Source organism: Parabacteroides sp. AF17-3, from assembly GCF_003635445.1.
GTDB classification, from domain to species: domain Bacteria; phylum Bacteroidota; class Bacteroidia; order Bacteroidales; family Tannerellaceae; genus Parabacteroides; species Parabacteroides goldsteinii.
The window spans coordinates 809-19568 of sequence record NZ_QTMM01000022.1; the positions used below are offsets into that span (position 1 = coordinate 809).

The following is an 18760-nucleotide window of genomic DNA, read 5'->3' on the forward strand; positions in this document are numbered from 1 at the left end:
TGACATTCAGAAAATATGTCAATACTAGGAATAATTGAGCTATCCCGTTCCCGTGCTTGACACGGGATCGCAAAGGCACAGACCGTATCCTATATGTATCTTTTGATACTGCTGGTTCTTCTGCGGCCCCGTGTCAAGCACGGGGACAAGATAGTTCATATCTGATAAAAACTGAACTCTATACAAATACCCCAACTAATTATTCAATATCTAAAACCTCAGTTTCCTCTTTGGGGTTGAAAAGGTCTTTGATAAACAGATAACCGATTCCGCCAAATATGGCAAGGAATACAAATCCGATCAGGATCAGTGGTTTCTTGGGAGAAGATGCTTTTAAAGGGACAGTGGCAGGTTGTATTATTGTATACACCGGTGTCTGTTCCTGTACACGGAGTTTATCCTGTTCCAACTTCTGGGCCAGCGTATTGTAAACATTGAAGGTTAATGTCATTTCATTTTTCAAACGCTCCTGTTCCGTACGATAGCTGGCTGAAATGATATTCTTGTTGGCATCTTCAAAGGCCGCATAGGCACGTTGTGCCTTATAGTAGGACTCACGGGCTTCGCGGAATACTTTCTCTGTGAATTCAAGGTCTTGCTTTACCTTCTGGGTACGGTAATTTGTGATGTATCCCTGAAGTTTTTCCAATACAATTTGAGTGATATTCGCAGAGATCAACGGGTCCTGCATCTGAACAGAGACAGTGATCACCAATGTCTTTTTATCTACAGAGGCAGAAATGCGCTCCTGCAAATCCTCTATCACATCAGACTGCTCTTTTGTTAGATGAAAAGAGGATAACTCCATACTGTTCTTTTCCTCTTCCTTTGAGAATAAATCTTTCACAACACCCAACAGTTTGAATGGAGCCTGTACTACATAACTCCACCACGCACTTTTCTGATCCTCATTCATATATGCATACAATGTCGATGAGTAATCCCCTTTTTCACTCTCAACCTGTACCGGAAACAACTCCAACAGAAAAGGAATACTCTGCACCACATCCGGATACAAATCCGGAGAAATAGCATCCGCTCCCGAAGAGCTGTTCAGATTAATCCCTGCCATAGCAGCCAATCCTCCCAAATTCCCCATCTTTTTGGATGGATCAGACGTTTCGGGTGCCAGTTTTACGGTTGTACTATATTCTTTTGGTATGCTGAAAGCGACCACCAATCCTACAACTATCGCCACTCCACAACATTTGAACAAAAACTTGCGTTCACTCCATAAACGTTTAGCCAATTCTACCAAGTCTATCTCCTGCATATTGTCTGCCTCAGGGGTATTCATTTGATTCATATCCACTTTGTTAATTGAAAATTGAAGATTGAAAATTATTTCATTGTATTAATGATAGAAGTGACCATGGCTGCCATCGAAGTGGTTGAACTGGCTATACTCAGTACCTCCGCTAAACTGGTCTTACGATCGCGCTGTGTCTTGGTCGGAACCACGATTTCGCATCCGGGTTCTACCTTCGGATAACGTTTGAAGAAGATAAAGCATTTCTTCGTTGTTGCAACTTTACCGTTCATATAGATTACGATCGGATATTTACGGGCAATATCGTTATAGCCTCCAGCTTGTGACAAACAATCTCCCACGGACATCCCATTTGTATAGGTCACGCTGTTTGGATAAGTTACGGCGCCGTTTATCTTAACTGTACTTTGCAACTGAGGAATGTAAAGCGCATCCCCGTCACGCAATACCACATCGTGCGCACTTCCCGGATTTGCTAGAGCCTTTTCCAGGTCGATACCCACCGAGTAGTCTTTGATGTTTTCCAGTGATAAGGCAACCGAATCACGGCTCTGTTTATTGGAACTCAGTTGCAGCAGAGTTTCCAGGCGGCGCATTTCATCTTCTGTCAACTGGCGTTTCAGACTTGCTCCTTTTACATAGGCATCAGGAGTTATTCCTCCGGCTTTAGTGATGATATCACTCAGACGGGAGTTCTTTTCTGCCAGTACGTAATCACCGGAGAAAGTGATTTCACCATTTACCTTTACCACCTGTTGTTCCTGATAACCCGGTGAGAAACGCACATACACTTCATCAAACGGTTCCAATGTAAAGACCGTATCGCTTTTCTTTCCATCCGTAGATATCAAACCTAAATTATCGTTCAATGCGAAATTGAATACTTCGGCTGTACGGTTAGTGTTTTCGTAAGTCTTTGTATCCTTAATCCTTCGGGCTACTTCCACATTGACCGTTGCCGCCGATTCTTTTAATCCGCCCGCCATCATAATGGCATCTTCAACGGTTAAGTTGTTCCGGTAAGGAAGAACCGTATCAATGTAATTCACCGCCCCGCTTATTTTGATCGTATAAGGTTCACGAAGGTCAAACAGGGATGGAATGTTCAGTTGGTCTTCCGGTTTAAGTTCTATATCCGGAGATGTGCCACTGAGAATGCCACGAATGTCTACGGCTATAACTGTTGTTGTGAAATCCGGATTCAAACGGGTGATCTGGGCACGACCGGTAAACTCATCTCCTTTCAAACCCGCTGCCTGATCAACCAGTTGACGGACCGTATGAACAGTACCATTCAACTCATATTCTCCCGGACGCCAGACTGCACCTGTCACTGTCAGACGGTTTTCGTAGAAAGGAATCACTGAATCCACCAACAAAGAATCACCGTCCATCATCGCAAAAGTAGGATATTTATCTTCCGTAACAGTAGCTATCTGATAACGGCTTCCGGCTTTTCGCTTGACACGGACATCTTTCCTGTAAGCATCCCCGGTAAAACCTCCGGCCATATTTAAAAGTTGTTTCAGCGTTTCCCCCTTTTTCAACTCAAAAATACGGTTACGTTTTACTTTCCCACGAACCACAGCCAGTTGGTCGTAAGGAGAAACGATCACCATATCATTCTCTTCCAGACGGATATTCGTATTGTATTTGCCATTCAGGAGATAATCATATACATCCAGTTTAGCGACTTCCTTACTGTTACGATAGACTTTTATTCCACGAAGCGAACCGATCTCATTTACACCGCCTGCTGCATACAACGCATTAAACAAAGTAGCAAACGATGGAAGCGTATAGGTTCCCGGAGCAACGACTTCACCTACTATGTTCACTTTGATACTACGTATCTGGCTCAGACTAACTGATACGAACGTATTAGCCCCATCCGTATCTCCTGACAAAGTAGACATGATCCGTCCTAATTCCTGTCGGATACGGTTTTCAGCTGTTTCGATAGTCAGTCCGCTGACAGAGACCGGACCTAGATTAGGGATAAGAATTGTTCCTTCGGGAGAAACCTTCAGTTTCAGATTCAGTTCAGAATCTCCCCATACATTAATCAGCAATTCGTCTCCAGCAGATAAAACATATCCTTTAGGAGTCGGAACATTCAGATTAGGTTCAAAGGACAGATTCTTGTTCGAGAATATTTCACGACCGAACACCGTACCACTTAAATCTCCCGCCGGACGATTGGCTTCCCGCTGAGCATCCAAAGGAGGTATCACCTTTCCATCCGGAATAGCAACCGTACGATCTGTAACCTCCGCATCCGAGGCTGTACGTGTAGCCTGTTCCGTACCGGATTGCCCCATCCGTTTATTCATCTCCCGACGGATCTGTTCATCCGTCATACCGGCAGCTTTTGCCTTGTCGATCAAATCCTGGGATACCTGCGCCGACAATGGAACCGCCAACCACAGTAATCCCCCCAATAATACATTTCTGATTACGATATTCATATTGTTATTTGTTTTGTTGTTATTTCGGTTTTAGAAAATAATTGAGTTATCTGTTTATAGTGACGGTTGTACCCAGCTCCCCTCTTGAGAGGGGAGCTGGGTACAACCGGTCAATAATCGGATAGTTCAATTCTGATAATTTCTGAATCAAAACTTCCTGAACTCCAATCGGGCATAATCCGATTGTAATACTAGATACTTTGATGTTAATTCTTTGACGCCGAAGCGTTGCTCCGTCCCGTTCATGCCAAATGGTAACAAATCTTCAACTTTGCTGACCGGCATAACCACAAAAAGTGAATCTCCGGTATATTCCATATTGCCGGTCTGACTGGTTACATCAACCTTCATCAAGTTGATTGTATGCAAAGCCACGCTGTAATAAGCCCGTTCCGGAGCCTCTTCCACGCCGGACGCATATTCTATTTTCATGATCTGCCAGCGACCATCCAGGTCTCCATTGATCGGCATTTTCCCACAGGCACTGACTATCAGGGCCAGCAACACCGCCACTATATATCTTTTCTTCGTATTTATTAAAGTCATCATATCCATCCCGTTTTTCTGATTGTTAACATGCCACCAACACTTTTACCCAACATCCCGCCTCTGTCAACACCCAGCGATGCTGTAAAGTCCCAGCCTTTTAACTGATGGGGGGTATAGGTTAATTCTACTAACGCATTGCCATTCTTTTTGATCTCATAGAATGGTATGCCATAAGTACCCCAATTACGGGTTACTGATAAAAGGACACGATATTGCAAATCGGCACAAGGGGTTCCCATGATCCCGAAATGATGTCCTTGCATACGTGAACTTTTAAAACTAATATCACCATCTGTATTATAAATCGGAGACATGACGAGTGGGTTTCCGATCCCCAGTCCCCAATGCTGCCAACCGGTATAAATACCATGATTATAATAATTATCCGCACCACTTACCTGTTCCGGTATTTCCGGTGTATGATCCCAATAGACAGGACCCGTTTGGTCTTTCGTTGATATATATTCGTAAACGAAACCACTGATCACGGGATTCTTCGGAAACGTTATTTCCACTCCAGCCAGGCAATCCTTCCAACCATATTCTCCGAACATCTGCGAATGGTCTTCGAAATAATGTTCGTAATAGGGACGGATTGTCCAATCTTTAAAAGCATACCACGTCAGTGAAAAATTCCAACTTCCTAAATGATTACCATAAATATTAGTTTGTTCCCCCATCGGCGTATCACTACTCCCTCCGCTTGGAATAAACACTTTAAAGAAATCTTTTATCCCATTCGGCATATCGATCTTTTCACTTCCTCTAAACGCATTTCCTCCGAACTGTGCAGCCATTTCAAGCCCTCCTTCAAAAATCAACGGAAATTTTTCCCGGTTACCGATCTTCACATATAAATCCTTGGAATGATAAAGCACATGTTCCGTATGTTTACCTTCCGGAGCCACAAAGTCTTTTTGCCAGCCGTCATCCGTAAACATACCATAAGCGATATGTCCTTTGAAAGCCAGCCAGCCTTTTGTACCCGGAACAAGCGTATATTCAGGAATACCGATACGAACCTGTGGAACCGGACGCGCATTTCCGGAGAATGTCAGTCCACCGCTACTCAGTAACGGATTATTGAACTCGCTATGCCGCTCCTTACTTCCGATGCTCAAACCCAGGCAACGGTATTTCAGATCCGCATACAATTGCTGCACCACGAAAGTCGAAGTAAAATTATAGGCTACAGCTAGATCCGCCCCGAAAGCATACGAGAAAGGCGTATCGTTTTCCAACTCCCGAAAAACACCGGCACGCAGATAACCGTTATTCTTTTCGATAGAGGACAGTCCCTGTTTATTTGCTATCAACCAGAAAGGAGTATGTTCCCCTCCGCTGAAGCTGACACCGGTTTCTGCCTGATAACTCAGTCCTTTGGTAAACTGAGCATAAGAGTTTAGGGGAAGCACTAAAATACCTCCCCAAAGAAGTAAGTTTGATATTAATTTCATTTGTTCCGATTTTAGAAAAGAATGAGCCAATGTGGCAATATGCCAATTTAGGAATAATTGAGCTATCAGTTTATAGTGATGGGAGTAACCAATTCCCCTCTTGAGAGGGGAGACAGGTACAACCGGTCAATGCCCTTTGCAGATCAGATTTCAAGTATAACCACAACGATAATTTCTTTATCCATGCAGACTTCTCAAAACACTGCGGATACAGCATGCCCCGCAAAGTAATCACATAGGGTTTATTTTCTTTTCTTGCCCACGAAGCCGTACAGACAGACGGATATTGCCATATCCCTTGAATATGATACAAATCAGCCGATTCATCTTCCAATGCCTTACGAAAAGAGGATGAATAGGCAAACCGCCTCTCTTTAGGACGTGCAACCAAGTAGATAAACGAAGAAGAATCTATCAAACGGTCCTTTCTTTTATCTACATCGTATGTCAAAACAACAGAAGAAAGCCCAACTGACCTTTCTCCTTGCACAGACAACAATGTGCTTAAAGCCGGACCACCGAATAATACGCCCATGGATGGGATTGAGTGTAGGATCTTCATTATTTATTCAAATTCAAGGCTACTTTACTAATTATATATCTGTTTTTACCTCGATCATCTTCTATTTTATCAACGCACTTTATAATAATTGGTATTTCATTTTTAGATTTCGACAATAATATATTCTTAATTGTTTGGATTACATTCTCAATTTCAGATTGTTGTTCCTTATCAATAACAATATCAATTATTACAGAGTAATCTGATTTTTGCAAAATTCTGAAATTTTGCACATAGTCAGTATAATCATCAAAAATCGAGGTAAGATAAATGCTTTCAAGAATAATACCTGAGGGAGTCCATACAGAATCAGAAGTCCTGCCTGTTATTAATTCCAATAAAGGATAAGGTAATCCACAAGAACATTTTTCCAACATATATTTACTCTTATCCCCTAATCTATATTTTATTAACGGAAAAGCTCTACTTTCTAGATTTGTAACTAAAATTTCACCATATTTGCCTGCTTCCAAAAGTCTATCCTCTTGGTCCACTATGTCAACATGGATAAAGTCGGAATTAATATGAAGACCATTACATAATGGACATTGAATCGCTATGTTTGCTACTTCATTACACCCATATTGATCCATTACTTTACACTGAAAGGCCTTCTCTATTTTTTTACGGACAAAATCTAATAAAGGAGCAGATGTAGACCAAACCATACGAACAGAATTTATTTGAATGTTATTTGCAAGAATATAATCGGCCACTTTTTCTATACCTCCAACATATCCCACAATCCATTTAGTATGCTGTGATATTAGAGTATCCACAAATACTCTAATATCTTCTTCCATCATGGAAGAAGCATTTAAATATGCCCTGCGAGTAGGCCACCACATACAGCGATTTATCAATTTGCTTAAAAAAGTGGATGGCACGGAACGATGTATAATTCCAACATGATCAGCTGGAGAAACTCCCCACCAACGAAAAGCACGCCAACCCAATATTTCAAAATGAAAACGTTTGTCTATATAGACTTTCAAAGGCATTCCTGTAGATCCTCCTGTGGTTGCAATTCCAACTTGTTTTTGGGAAATACTACTATCTTTTATCTCTTCACGAAATGTCCTAACATCTTTCTTTTCCAATATTGGAACTATATCCCAATCAGCCTCTTTTTGTAACATGGATGGATTAAAGTGATGATCATCATAAAAGTGTTTATAGAAAAGGGAATGGTTATAAGCATGCATTACAATAGCCTTTCTCTTCATCCAATTGATATTGTTCAATTCTTCATCAGATAATATATCCGACAATATAGCTCTCTTATATTGTCGCATTGCAGCTTTTCTAAACAGATTGTTCTTTAACCAAAATAATGCATCTTCCATAAGTATGATATTTATATTTCCAAACCTAAAACCTTAAATGCATCAGATACCCTTATTCTATTCTTTACAAAATCCACATCCCGAATATAAATCGTATTACTTTCGTCCGAATATGCATTTAGTTCTGTCAATTGGCGAGTGAACGGCTCATACGCATAAGGACGAAAACCTGCTGTTATAAACATAGCATGTATGTCTGCATCTTTGTAGCCATATCGTGCACCCGATCCGTTCAATTCTATAATGACTGCTTTCAAATCCGGATTATTCAACGTATTCTTACCACCAAGCAAAACCTCTGTTTCAAATCCTTCCACATCTATTTTAATCAATAAAGGACAAGTACAACTTTTCAGGATTCCATCTAACGTCTGTACAGAAACCTCGGTTGTATCTTTTTCTCCATCAACTGCTACATGATTTACTGTATCCTGAGTATTAGTAAATAATAACGTTGAATGTTTACTTCCCAGACCTATATTAAGAGCTTCTACGCGATCTTCCATCCGATTGACAGCTATATTATTCTTCAAATGTTCGTAGGTAGATGGAATCGGTTCTATCGCAATACTACGACACCTGATCGCTCCTGAAGCAAGAATCGTATAACTACCGATATTAGAGCCGATATCCATAAACATATCTTCATCACGCAACAAATGCAAAAGGAATGACATATCTTCAAAATCATGCAGACCGGCATACAAATTTCCGGTAGCCCCAGTCATTCCTCGTTTTACGATCAACTTCACCCCATTTACCCAAGGTAAAATTATTGGATAGGGATTTATACGGACATTTAGCTGCCATTGCAAAAAGCGTTTTAGGGCTTTTTGCTTATTACCTCTGTTCAGAGGTTGTCGAATAATCCAACGGATTACAGTAAGGAGTCTATTCATATTATATTACGCTTAATAATGTTTGTGCTACAATCTCTGGATTAATGCGTCTGGATAATTCACGACTTTTGTATGACATGCGTATCAAATCTTCGTCGGAGGTAGTAATCAATAATTGAATCGCCTCACGAATGGATGAGATATTTCCCGGAGTAAACAAACGCCCGTTATAATTATCCAATACAAAATAAGGAACTGCCCCACAACAATTGGAAGCAAGAATAGGTAATCCGCCCGCAGCAGCTTCATGCAGGACCAAAGCCCATGGCTCGAAGATAGAAGGAAGGATAAAAGCTCCGGAGTTTTGCATTTCGGTCGCTAATTGTTCTTGTGACATAAAATCTTTGATCTCCACATCCGGAAAACCATTCAAGGTATCACGTAATGGGCCGTTCCCTACTAAAGTAAGCGTCCAACCTTTTCTATCCGGAATAGATTTCCACGCATCAAGAAGAAAAGATAAACCTTTAACGTCAACAAAACGTCCGATAAATAAAAGTTTATGAGGATAATGATATTGCTTTAAGTTAATATCAACAGACATAAATGTTGATACATCAGCCGATAAATTATGCATAAGAATATGATTAGTATCAAATCCTAATTTACGAGCATATTCATACTGCCAAATACCGGACACAAAAATATGGCTAAACCAACGCCTATGTCTAAAAGGAGAAAAGAAAACATTCAACCATTGCTTTCCCCCCCGCCACTGGGTATCGCTCCCTACGACAACCGGTATATCATGTTCCTTTCGATATAAACCGACTACTCTGCAATATAATTTATCAATCCAACCCGAAACCCAAATCAAATCAGGCTTTATTTCTCGCACTTTGTGAAGTAAAGAATGTACATTTGCAAATGTATTACGATCATAATAATTCACATTCGGTAATTCGGAAGGAACATAGGGGGTATTACATTTCGTCCATCTGACTATATGGACAGTACAACCCATCTGTATTAGTTCCTTTACTACAATAAGATTGTAAGGCATGAATGCGGAATAGAGTATTAAGGTTGTTTTCATTCAATTGTCATTCAATTTAAACTACATGATTTTTAATTATTTATTTCACATATTTTGAAATCCCAATACATAACCAAAGATAAACAAAGCAAAAGGCCCCAGAAGATAAAACATAGCCTTCAGTCCCCATATGCAATGCACAATAAGACAATATTCCTAATACAAACAAATTTAACGCTCCATTGGAAGAAGTATGAAGTACATACCATATAGGTTTAAAGATCATAATTGAAAACAGTACAAGTCCCACAATACCCATCGTTGATAATACAAAAAGCCATGAAGATCCGGGTTCTACCACTCCATCATCTGAAAATTTACTATAAAACATATTGCTCATAGAAGCAAATCCAACACCATAAAAAGGGCTCTCTTGGAAGTCTGCCAATCTATCCAACCACATAATATCTCTACCACTTAATGCACTACCTCCCTCTGAACGAGCTATATGTTTTTCCAATATATTCTGAGAAAATTTAATCCACAAAGGAGTAGATATAAATATAATTATAATAAAAACATACAAATCCTTAAATATAGACATAACTTTATTCTTGTAATGAACATAAATCATAAGAAACAAAGAAATTATAATAGAAACAAATGCAGTTCTTGATGCACTAATCAGACAAACTAAAAGACTAATTAATATTAGGAATAGATATTTAATTTTATCTATCTTTTGTTTTGAAAACAAGTAATTAACAAAACAGATTATTGTAGACACACCAGACATATAGCCCAGTAATAAAGAATGATTAACCAATCCATTAAATCCACTTCTACCAGTAAAACTAGAAATAGACAATAAATATCCAATAAACGATATGACTACCACATATACAATTACTAAATTCATAAGATTGATTAAACGAAATTTATAACTATATAAAAAAGAGGAATTTAAGAAGGGAGAAATCGAAGATACCACAACAACAAAACTTAACAAACGTTCTTCTGCTTTAAACATAGGAGAAACGTTATTTAGCACTAATGAAACTATTGCCCAAAAGATAAAATATAGCATTGTTCTATCTATTTTTATACCACCTTTCAATATAGATATAATAAATACAAATAAAAAGTATGAATAATATAAATAAACAGGAAATTCAATCTCAATAAATATATTCCTTGAAAAAACAATTATAGTTATAATAGATACTATTAATCGTATCATCATAATATCATATATTTTATTAAATTAGAGCGTATTTTGTAATACAATAATCTAAAAGAATATCTCAATCTAAACAAATTCATAAACACAATATCAAACATATATGGTGAAAAATTTCTTACAGAATACAAATAAATAGACTCAATAAAACTCTTCGATTTAATCGTATTTGAAATAGAAAATTCACCTCCATATATTTCTTTATTGATAATAAGCAATCTATTTTGTTTATCATTCAAATAAGGAGAATTTTGTTTATAAATATTTAGTGTTATTGCAAGCCCTCTTAAGCTTCTTAACCTTAAAATGTATTCGTCATATAATCGACCTTTAAGATTAAAATAATCAAAAAACATATTCCAGGAATTTATCATCCTATCATATACACATCCAAGTCTAGAATAATAAGAAGATAAAAGAGTAAAACTGTCACGGCGCATATAATGATAAAACAAGCCACTAGACACATATATTGATTTTGCACATTTGAAAGCTTTAAGATTAAAAAACAAATCTTCCATAGGTACTAAATTTTCAACGCACAATGAATTATTGGACAGCAAAGACGATTTATATATTTTATTCCACATATAATTAGAAATATTCTTTTTGGACAATTTCCAAAACAATTCTCCTATATTATCATTTTCAACATATAATCTATCAATTGATTTATATTCAGCAATACGATTTTCATTTACAAATTCTGTACAAACACCACAAACTACTATATCGGCATTGTACAAACAAGCTTTCTCATACATGCTTTCCAACATTGTGGACTCAATCCAATCGTCAGAATCAATAAATGACAAATACTCTCCTTTTGCTAATTTTATTCCTGCATTTCTAGTATCACTCAATCCTCCATTGGGTTTGTGAACAACTAATATTCTATCATCTTTTAATGCATATCTATCAGCTATCACACTTGATTTATCTGTAGATCCATCATCTATCAAAATTATTTCAATATCATGAATTGTTTGAGTAATAATACTTATAATACATCTTTCCAAATATAATTCAACATTATAAATAGGAACAATAACAGAAATCAAAGGTTTTTTCATAATTTAACAATTCTTAAATAGATGTTCAATAAACGTTGAGTATCTTCTACCATATGCTTCCCAAGAAATATTATCTAATTGATCTCTATTAAACACTTTATTTAATGAACAAAATATTAAAGCTTTTGATACTTCTTCTTCTAAAGCTGCTAACGAAAAATCTTTCATCTCAAATATCCATTCCTTTAAATCTGTTACTTCTCCAATATCCTTCCCTCCTGTAAATTTAGAACACACAACAGGTAATCCACATGCAATAGCCTGAGGTTGAACTAAAGCTAAACCTTCTTCTCGAGAAGGTAGAACGAATATTTTTGCTTTAGCATAGTACTTTATTAAAGTATTTTGATCTACAGCTTCAATATGCTTCATATTTGCACTTTCAGGAAATTGCATATCCATAATTTTTCCTATATGCAAAAATGAATAGTTTTGTTTTAAGCATAATTGTTGTATAAGATCACATCCTTTTCTATAGCACCAGCTACCCGTCATTATTATATCAAATTCTTTTTTTGAAAATTTCAAAGGATAGAATTTTGATAAATCAACACCATAAGGATTATAGAACAATTTATTGAAAGGATAATTATTTTCTAGATATGTTTGTTTAACAATCTTTGAAGGAACTAATATATAATCACATTCTTTATATTGATTCAATTCATCTTCTAAATCTGATTTTTTAATACAATATCTTTTATCATTTGGCATTTTCTTCGAGATTAGATAATTCTCTAATAGTTTTTTTTGATTTAATATATGAGTATAACCTGATTCTAATAATCTAAATTTAGATTTCTTTTTCGCAACACGAAAACATCTCTTCTTATGAATATTAACATCTGAAATATAAATATCACTATTACGCATATATAAAGATACAAAGTAATCAAAAACAGAATTCATTACTTTCATTCCAAATACAGGAAACATTTTACTTAACAAAATAAAAGGGGTCATTATCCAAAATATTGACTTACTAGATTCTTTTTTTAATCCAAACTTCTTCATTCGCTTATATGGGACTGCAGTATAAAAAGCAACTTCATATCCTTGCTTTTCTAACTCTCTAGCAACATCCAATAACCATCTTCTCCCAAAAGATACAACATTAATTTTTATATTCTTTTCCATAAATCACTTTCTTTATTTTCCCTATTACATAATATAATATTATTATCTCCATCAATAATTGACTATAAGGTAATATATCAATATACTTATATTTAGTCAAAACTATATATGCAAGTAATTGTGTTACTATAGATAAACTAACAAATAATAATCCTAATACAACATGATTATTTGTAGATTCCAAAACAACACTTCCTGACTCCCACAAAGAATGAACAATTATGATTAATACAAATGAAAGCATTAACGATGCATCAAATACAACGCTATTATGTAACCACATAGAATATATCCAATCACCGTAAAAAAACAAAACAATACTAACTAATATGGCAAAAAATGTTGATATGACAGCTGATGTTTTATATAATTTATTCATTTCCTTACTATCCCCTCGACCAAAAGCGATCGTAAATTCAGGCCATATAGCATGTTTAATTGTCTTCAAAAGAGTTGCTATAAAATTAGACAAAGTCCGTGTTGTTGTATAAAGTATTACAGCATTAGGTCCAAAAAAATAATTTACAATTAAATTAGAACCTTGTATTAAAACTGAATAACTAACCGGAATAGACATAAACGAAACAGAAGGAATTATTAATTGTTTAAACAAAGACCAATCATAATATTTCTTATTAATAGAGAATTGAATAAAACTCTTTGCCAATTTATATTTATACAACAAAAGAAATAACCCTGGCAATAAATACAATGAAACCATAAAATAGATTGACACATTACAGCTAACGCAAAAAATAATTATCAAAACTTCAATCAATCTGGAAGTAATTGATATAAATGTAGCTATATGATATTTTGATTTAGCACGAAATAAAGAATCTAAAATAGCTCCATACATTGATATATAGACATATATCAAAAATGAAACAAATATAAAATTAGCCAAAGATCTATTCATTTCCGACAAATGCAACAGTATTGGTAAATCAATAATTGATAACACAATAACACTTATAATCAATGAAAATATAAATACAAGAGAAACTAACAAAACATTATTAACTATAAGTGAATTACACTTCTTTATATTATTATTTAGGTATTCAATTGAATATACATTTTGTGTAACAGTACTCAATCCAATATTTGTTATCGAAAAGAAAGCTGTTAACGATGTTATCACAATCCAATCACTGTATAAAGATTTCCCCCAATAATTAATATATAATGGTACCAATAATATTTGAAATACGAGATTAACAACTACACCATAAACATTAGCAAATAAATTCTTTATTATCAGAACGTTCATCATCTAATTCATTTATTTCATCTAATCCACAACAATACAGAATTCAAACCTCAAAATCTGAAACTACTTTAGTTATGGCATTTACGCACATATCAACATACACAATATCCAAATAGGTATTCATTCAGTGGATAGAATATATAAATTAAACCTGCAATGTATTAACCAGATTTAAAGCAAAATTAATTTTTATAGAAGTTCCTATATTTACAAAACTTGTTTGCTTAGCAATGATTTTGAAAGCCGGGATATTAGCTCTGACTTCATATCCGAACTCAAATTTTTAAGAATATTCCAATAGGTATCCATATTTAGGAATATTCATTTTTCCTTTTAACGTAAACTTTTTTCCCACAAAATACCCAATCGTCCTCCTTAGCCCTTCCTCCAATCGTATTGTAGGCTGCCAATCCAATTTCTCTTTAGCCAATGCTATATCCGGCTTCCGTTGTTTCGGATCATCACCAGGTAGAGGGCAATAAACAATCTTTGATTTTGAATTTGTTAATTCAATCACTTTTTCTGCCAGTTCCAACATTGTAAACTCTCCAGGATTTCCCAGATTTACCGGGCCTATAAAATCATTTCCGGTAGCCATCATGCGAATCATCCCTTCTATCAAATCATCCACATACTGAAAACTACGGGTTTGAAGGCCATCTCCATAGATTGTTATGTCCACTCCATGCAATGCTTGCATGATGAAATTAGAGACAACCCGTCCATCATTCGGATTCATATTTGGGCCATATGTATTAAATATCCGAATGATTTTAATCCGTACACCATTCTGTCGATGATAATCCATAAATAGTGTCTCGGCTGCGCGTTTACCCTCATCGTAACAACTGCGGATACCGATCGGGTTCACATTTCCCCAATAAGATTCAACCTGTGGATGAATAGCCGGATCGCCATACACTTCACTGGTCGATGCCTGGAGAATCTTTGCTTTCGTTCGTTTAGCCAATCCCAACATATTCATTGCTCCGTAAACGGAGGTTTTCATTGTCTTAATTGCATTATACTGATAATGGGGAGGTGATGCTGGACATGCCAAGTTATAGATCTCATCGACCTCGGCATAATAGGGGGATGTTACATCGTGACGAACCAACTCAAAATTATCATACTGCAACAGGTGGCGAATGTTATCCTTACTGCCGGTAAAATAATTATCCAGGCAAATCACATCGTTACCTTTTTCCACCAAACGTTCACATAGATGGGAACCGATAAAACCGGCTCCGCCCGTTACTAATATTCGTTTCATTTCCGTCCGATTCTCGAATAGACAAAATATTCCTCTTCTATTTCTTTCATATCATAAATATTTCGCCCATCAATCATAATATTTCCTCGCATCAATCTCTTTATACATTTCCAACTTGGTAAACGAAACTGTTTCCATTCAGTAATAAGCAATAATGCATCTGCATCAACTACTACATCATACATATCTTTGGCATATTCCACCTGATTTCCTATTCGACATTTACATTCATCCATGGCAATTGGATCGTATACCTTTACTATCGCTCCGGCTTTTATCAGTTCATCAATAACCACTAATGCCGGAGCTTCACGCATATCATCCGTATCCGGTTTAAATGCCAATCCCCAAATAGCAACGATCTTGCCTTTCAGGTCATTATTGAAGAGTTTATTTACTTTTTCAAAAACAATGCTTTTCTGAGTTTCATTCACTTCTTCTACAGCTTCTATAACACGCATCGTATAACCATTCTCTTTTCCGGTATGTAGCAATGCTTTCACATCTTTCGGAAAACAACTGCCACCATAACCACAGCCGGCATACAAAAAATGTTTTCCGATCCGGGTATCACTTCCAATGCCTTTACGGACACATTCCACATCAGCACCAACCCTTTCACACAGGTTAGCGATATCATTCATAAAGCTGATACGGGTAGCCAGCATAGCATTCGCTGCATATTTCGTCATCTCCGCTGAAGGAATATCCATGAATAAAATAGGATAACCATTCAATACAAAAGGTCTGTATAAACGTTCCATCAGTTTACGGGCATGGTCGCTTTCAATACCAACAACTACCCGGTCAGGTGCCATAAAATCCTTGATGGCTGCTCCTTCTTTCAGAAACTCAGGATTGGATGCCACGTCAAAGGGAATAGTAACTCCACGCTTATCCAGTTCTTCCTGAATGACAGCTTTTACTTTCTGAGCCGTTCCGACCGGAACAGTGCTCTTTGTTACAAGTAGCGTATATTTATTAATAGAACGCCCTACAGTACGCGCTACATCCAGGACATATCTCAGATCGGCACTTCCATCTTCATCCGGAGGAGTTCCGACAGCACTGAAAACAATAGATACATTATCCAGGCAAGCGGTCAGATCAGTCGTAAAATGTAAACGACCGGCTTCCACATTCTTCAGGACCAGGCTTTCCAAACCGGGTTCATAGATAGGCATTACACCTCCCTGCAAAGCTTTTATCTTTGCTTCATTTATGTCCACACAGGTGACATCTACTCCCATTTCTGAGAAGCAGGTTCCCGTGACCAGGCCTACATAGCCTGTTCCTACAATTGCTATATTCATTATTGTTTGATTACAAAGGGAATATCAGGCATTGATATTCCTTGGAAAACTTATTTATATAATCGTAAATAGTCTGCTATCACTTTACGTATACGGTCAGAGGACTGGTTGGAGTTTGCTATCGACAAAAGGTATATTGTCTCCTTATAGATCAAATAATAAATTATATTTTGCTTACAAATCAGATAACGAACCTCTAAAGTTTCAGTAGAAAATATATCATCATGAATACCCAAGTTAGGAAACTTAGTTAAGGTTTCAATATATCCCATTATATCAGTATATACACGTTAGGATACACGGCTTCCAAAATCAGTCTCTACATATTCTAATATAGAGAAAAGTCCTTCGGTAGCAAAAGATGACCAAACTATTTCCATCCCATTCGAGCCTTCACTAATTCATCTATCTGGTTATGGGATATGACCAATCTTTTATCGAAATCAGAAACAGCTTTGGATATGGCACTTCTAAACATATCTTCAGAAACAATATCCAGATAAGTGCCCCGCAAGTCAGCAGAAACATAAGCAGCAGAAGGTTCCTCCAACTTCGAAGAGTGAATATTTTCTTTTGATTTATATGGATGCGATTGTTTTGCCATTTCGTTATTGATTTTTTACAAAGCTATATAAATAAACCATTAAAATCAAAATATCACCTCTTTATTCACAACACCCCACTCTCCGACATTCCGTTCTTCTTTATTAAACGAAACACCGACCTTTGTGATAAAGTTCAGGAATCCATAACGCACCTCTTCATTGGGAAATTCAAGTTTATAGAGTTTGAAACGGGCATCGTATTCTTTGATGGTCAGATATCCGCTTTGATAGATTAACGGGATCGGATTATTCTGCTCGGCACGGTATTCGGTAAAAGCCGATGCCTGTGTCTCTACACCATCGATCAGAAGGCGAAGATCGTATTCGCTTTTTTTCAATAATTCTACTAAAAAGGTGGGAGTTCCTGTCTGGAACCAATAATCGCCAAATTCTCTTTTTTCTAATGCATTTAAAGTACTAAAAGGATTGAATACTCCTTCACGGTTCGGATGGAAATGGTATCCATCGTATTGTTTAACCATTGTTTCAAATGTTTCATCTAATGAAAGAGACTGCATTTGACCTAGTTGTTCCAATTCCGGATGAAAGTTTTCGGCCAACTCCTTATGCGTTATACCACAAAGAGTAGCATAATTGTAATCAAGGCTTATGTCATTGAGCTGGTTCAAATCGCTGAAAACACTGACTTGTGCAAATTTAGTGACACCTGTCAGGAAAACAAAACGCAGATAACGATCCGTACTTTTCAGTACACCGTAAAACGCTTTCATTGTACGCCGATAGGCATCCAGCAGAGGTTCATTATTAATAGCCTGCAAAAGGGGTTTATCGTATTCGTCGATCAATACAACCACCTGACGACCGGTTTGCTCCCAAGCACGACGGATAACATAAAAGAAACGTTCTTCCGGAGCACGTAATTTCATTTCATCCCCGTAAACAGCTTCCCACATCTCTAAATATTGATTTAAAATAGCTTCCAGATCCGCTTCCGTTTCATATTTACGGGCATTCAAATCAAGATGCAACACCGGATAAGTAAACCAATCGTGTTCCAATTTTTCAATGGCTAACCCTTGAAAAAGTTCTTTTCGTCCTTGAAAATAAGCGTCCAAAGTAGAAATCAACAAACTTTTTCCGAAACGACGAGGACGACTGAGGAAATAAGGGATCTCACTTACTGCCAAACGATAAACCAGTTCGGTCTTATCGACATACAAATAGTTTCCATTCCGAATCTTCTCGAAACTTTGTATTCCTATTGGTAATTTACGATTCGTCATCATACGCTATTTTAATCTTTATCAAGTGTTGAACAAAGATAAACATTTATCCGAATAAAGCGGAAACCTGAAAAG

General features: G+C 36.8%; 15 protein-coding genes and 1 pseudogene. All 16 read right to left on the bottom strand.

What is annotated here, in order from left to right; all coding sequences use genetic code 11:
- Positions 1-199: 199 nt before the first annotated feature.
- Positions 200-1306 (bottom strand): Wzz/FepE/Etk N-terminal domain-containing protein, encoded by a 1107-nt coding sequence (locus DWW91_RS23850; RefSeq protein WP_122329126.1) that lies wholly within the window; start codon positions 1304-1306, stop codon positions 200-202.
- 35 nt (positions 1307-1341) lie between these two features.
- The gene (locus DWW91_RS23855; RefSeq protein WP_122329127.1) at positions 1342-3738 is read right to left on the bottom strand and encodes an SLBB domain-containing protein; all 2397 of its coding nucleotides are present in this window, start codon (positions 3736-3738) and stop codon (positions 1342-1344) included.
- 147 nt (positions 3739-3885) lie between these two features.
- Positions 3886-4287, bottom strand: coding sequence for a lipocalin-like domain-containing protein (locus tag DWW91_RS23860; RefSeq protein WP_010803317.1), 402 nt, complete (start codon positions 4285-4287; stop codon positions 3886-3888).
- Positions 4284-5744: a capsule assembly Wzi family protein gene (locus DWW91_RS23865; protein WP_122329128.1), complete on the bottom strand. Its 1461-nt coding sequence runs from the start codon at positions 5742-5744 to the stop codon at positions 4284-4286. Before DWW91_RS23865 ends, DWW91_RS23860 begins: the two co-directional genes overlap by 4 nt.
- 70 nt (positions 5745-5814) lie before the next feature.
- Positions 5815-6306 (bottom strand): glycosyltransferase, encoded by a 492-nt coding sequence (locus DWW91_RS23870; RefSeq protein WP_233584567.1) that lies wholly within the window; start codon positions 6304-6306, stop codon positions 5815-5817.
- Positions 6306-7652, bottom strand: a complete 1347-nt coding sequence (locus DWW91_RS23875) for a phenylacetate--CoA ligase family protein (protein WP_010802846.1) — start codon at positions 7650-7652, stop codon at positions 6306-6308. Before DWW91_RS23875 ends, DWW91_RS23870 begins: the two co-directional genes overlap by 1 nt.
- An 11-nt stretch (positions 7653-7663) precedes the next feature.
- Positions 7664-8551 carry an FkbM family methyltransferase gene (locus DWW91_RS23880; protein ID WP_010802845.1) on the bottom strand — a complete coding sequence of 296 codons (888 nt, stop codon included), beginning with the start codon at positions 8549-8551 and terminating at the stop codon, positions 7664-7666.
- 1 nt (position 8552) lies between these two features.
- Positions 8553-9587 (bottom strand): glycosyltransferase family 4 protein, encoded by a 1035-nt coding sequence (locus DWW91_RS23885; protein WP_122329129.1) that lies wholly within the window; start codon positions 9585-9587, stop codon positions 8553-8555.
- A 40-nt stretch (positions 9588-9627) separates the two neighbouring features.
- Positions 9628-10770, bottom strand: coding sequence for an O-antigen ligase family protein (locus DWW91_RS23890; RefSeq protein ID WP_010802843.1), 1143 nt, complete (start codon positions 10768-10770; stop codon positions 9628-9630).
- Positions 10767-11840 carry a glycosyltransferase family A protein gene (locus tag DWW91_RS23895; protein ID WP_122329130.1) on the bottom strand — a complete coding sequence of 358 codons (1074 nt, stop codon included), beginning with the start codon at positions 11838-11840 and terminating at the stop codon, positions 10767-10769. The genes DWW91_RS23890 and DWW91_RS23895 overlap by 4 nt, the downstream gene beginning before the upstream one ends.
- Before the next feature lie 3 nt (positions 11841-11843).
- Positions 11844-12977: a glycosyltransferase family 4 protein gene (locus DWW91_RS23900; protein WP_122329131.1), complete on the bottom strand. Its 1134-nt coding sequence runs from the start codon at positions 12975-12977 to the stop codon at positions 11844-11846.
- On the bottom strand, positions 12955-14253 hold the full coding sequence (locus DWW91_RS23905; protein ID WP_044214370.1) for a lipopolysaccharide biosynthesis protein: 1299 nt from the start codon (positions 14251-14253) through the stop codon (positions 12955-12957). The genes DWW91_RS23900 and DWW91_RS23905 overlap by 23 nt, the downstream gene beginning before the upstream one ends.
- A gap of 280 nt (positions 14254-14533) precedes the next feature.
- On the bottom strand, positions 14534-15523 hold the full coding sequence (locus DWW91_RS23910) for a UDP-glucuronic acid decarboxylase family protein (protein WP_122329132.1): 990 nt from the start codon (positions 15521-15523) through the stop codon (positions 14534-14536).
- Positions 15520-16836, bottom strand: coding sequence for a UDP-glucose/GDP-mannose dehydrogenase family protein (locus DWW91_RS23915; protein ID WP_122329133.1), 1317 nt, complete (start codon positions 16834-16836; stop codon positions 15520-15522). Before DWW91_RS23915 ends, DWW91_RS23910 begins: the two co-directional genes overlap by 4 nt.
- A 370-nt stretch (positions 16837-17206) precedes the next feature.
- Positions 17207-17440, bottom strand: coding sequence for a hypothetical protein (locus DWW91_RS23920; RefSeq protein WP_122329134.1), 234 nt, complete (start codon positions 17438-17440; stop codon positions 17207-17209).
- A 90-nt stretch (positions 17441-17530) separates the two neighbouring features.
- Positions 17531-18685: pseudogene (locus tag DWW91_RS23925) on the bottom strand (AAA family ATPase); the annotation flags it as partial.
- Positions 18686-18760: the final 75 nt, after the last annotated feature.

What these genes read in the sequence shown, in the direction of transcription:
- DWW91_RS23865 (WP_122329128.1), bottom strand. Translation starts at nt 5,744, where the DNA reads ATGAAATTAATATCAAACTTACTTCTTTGGGGAGGTATTTTAGTGCTT.
- DWW91_RS23870 (WP_233584567.1), bottom strand. Translation starts at nt 6,306, where the DNA reads ATGAAGATCCTACACTCAATCCCATCCATGGGCGTATTATTCGGTGGT.
- DWW91_RS23905 (WP_044214370.1), bottom strand. Translation starts at nt 14,253, where the DNA reads ATGATGAACGTTCTGATAATAAAGAATTTATTTGCTAATGTTTATGGT.
- DWW91_RS23900 (WP_122329131.1), bottom strand. Translation starts at nt 12,977, where the DNA reads ATGGAAAAGAATATAAAAATTAATGTTGTATCTTTTGGGAGAAGATGG.
- DWW91_RS23885 (WP_122329129.1), bottom strand. Translation starts at nt 9,587, where the DNA reads ATGAAAACAACCTTAATACTCTATTCCGCATTCATGCCTTACAATCTT.
- DWW91_RS23890 (WP_010802843.1), bottom strand. Translation starts at nt 10,770, where the DNA reads ATGATGATACGATTAATAGTATCTATTATAACTATAATTGTTTTTTCA.
- DWW91_RS23920 (WP_122329134.1), bottom strand. Translation starts at nt 17,440, where the DNA reads ATGGCAAAACAATCGCATCCATATAAATCAAAAGAAAATATTCACTCT.
- DWW91_RS23895 (WP_122329130.1), bottom strand. Translation starts at nt 11,840, where the DNA reads ATGAAAAAACCTTTGATTTCTGTTATTGTTCCTATTTATAATGTTGAA.
- DWW91_RS23860 (WP_010803317.1), bottom strand. Translation starts at nt 4,287, where the DNA reads ATGATGACTTTAATAAATACGAAGAAAAGATATATAGTGGCGGTGTTG.
- DWW91_RS23915 (WP_122329133.1), bottom strand. Translation starts at nt 16,836, where the DNA reads ATGAATATAGCAATTGTAGGAACAGGCTATGTAGGCCTGGTCACGGGA.
- DWW91_RS23880 (WP_010802845.1), bottom strand. Translation starts at nt 8,551, where the DNA reads ATGAATAGACTCCTTACTGTAATCCGTTGGATTATTCGACAACCTCTG.
- DWW91_RS23910 (WP_122329132.1), bottom strand. Translation starts at nt 15,523, where the DNA reads ATGAAACGAATATTAGTAACGGGCGGAGCCGGTTTTATCGGTTCCCAT.
- DWW91_RS23875 (WP_010802846.1), bottom strand. Translation starts at nt 7,652, where the DNA reads ATGGAAGATGCATTATTTTGGTTAAAGAACAATCTGTTTAGAAAAGCT.
- DWW91_RS23850 (WP_122329126.1), bottom strand. Translation starts at nt 1,306, where the DNA reads ATGAATCAAATGAATACCCCTGAGGCAGACAATATGCAGGAGATAGAC.
- DWW91_RS23855 (WP_122329127.1), bottom strand. Translation starts at nt 3,738, where the DNA reads ATGAATATCGTAATCAGAAATGTATTATTGGGGGGATTACTGTGGTTG.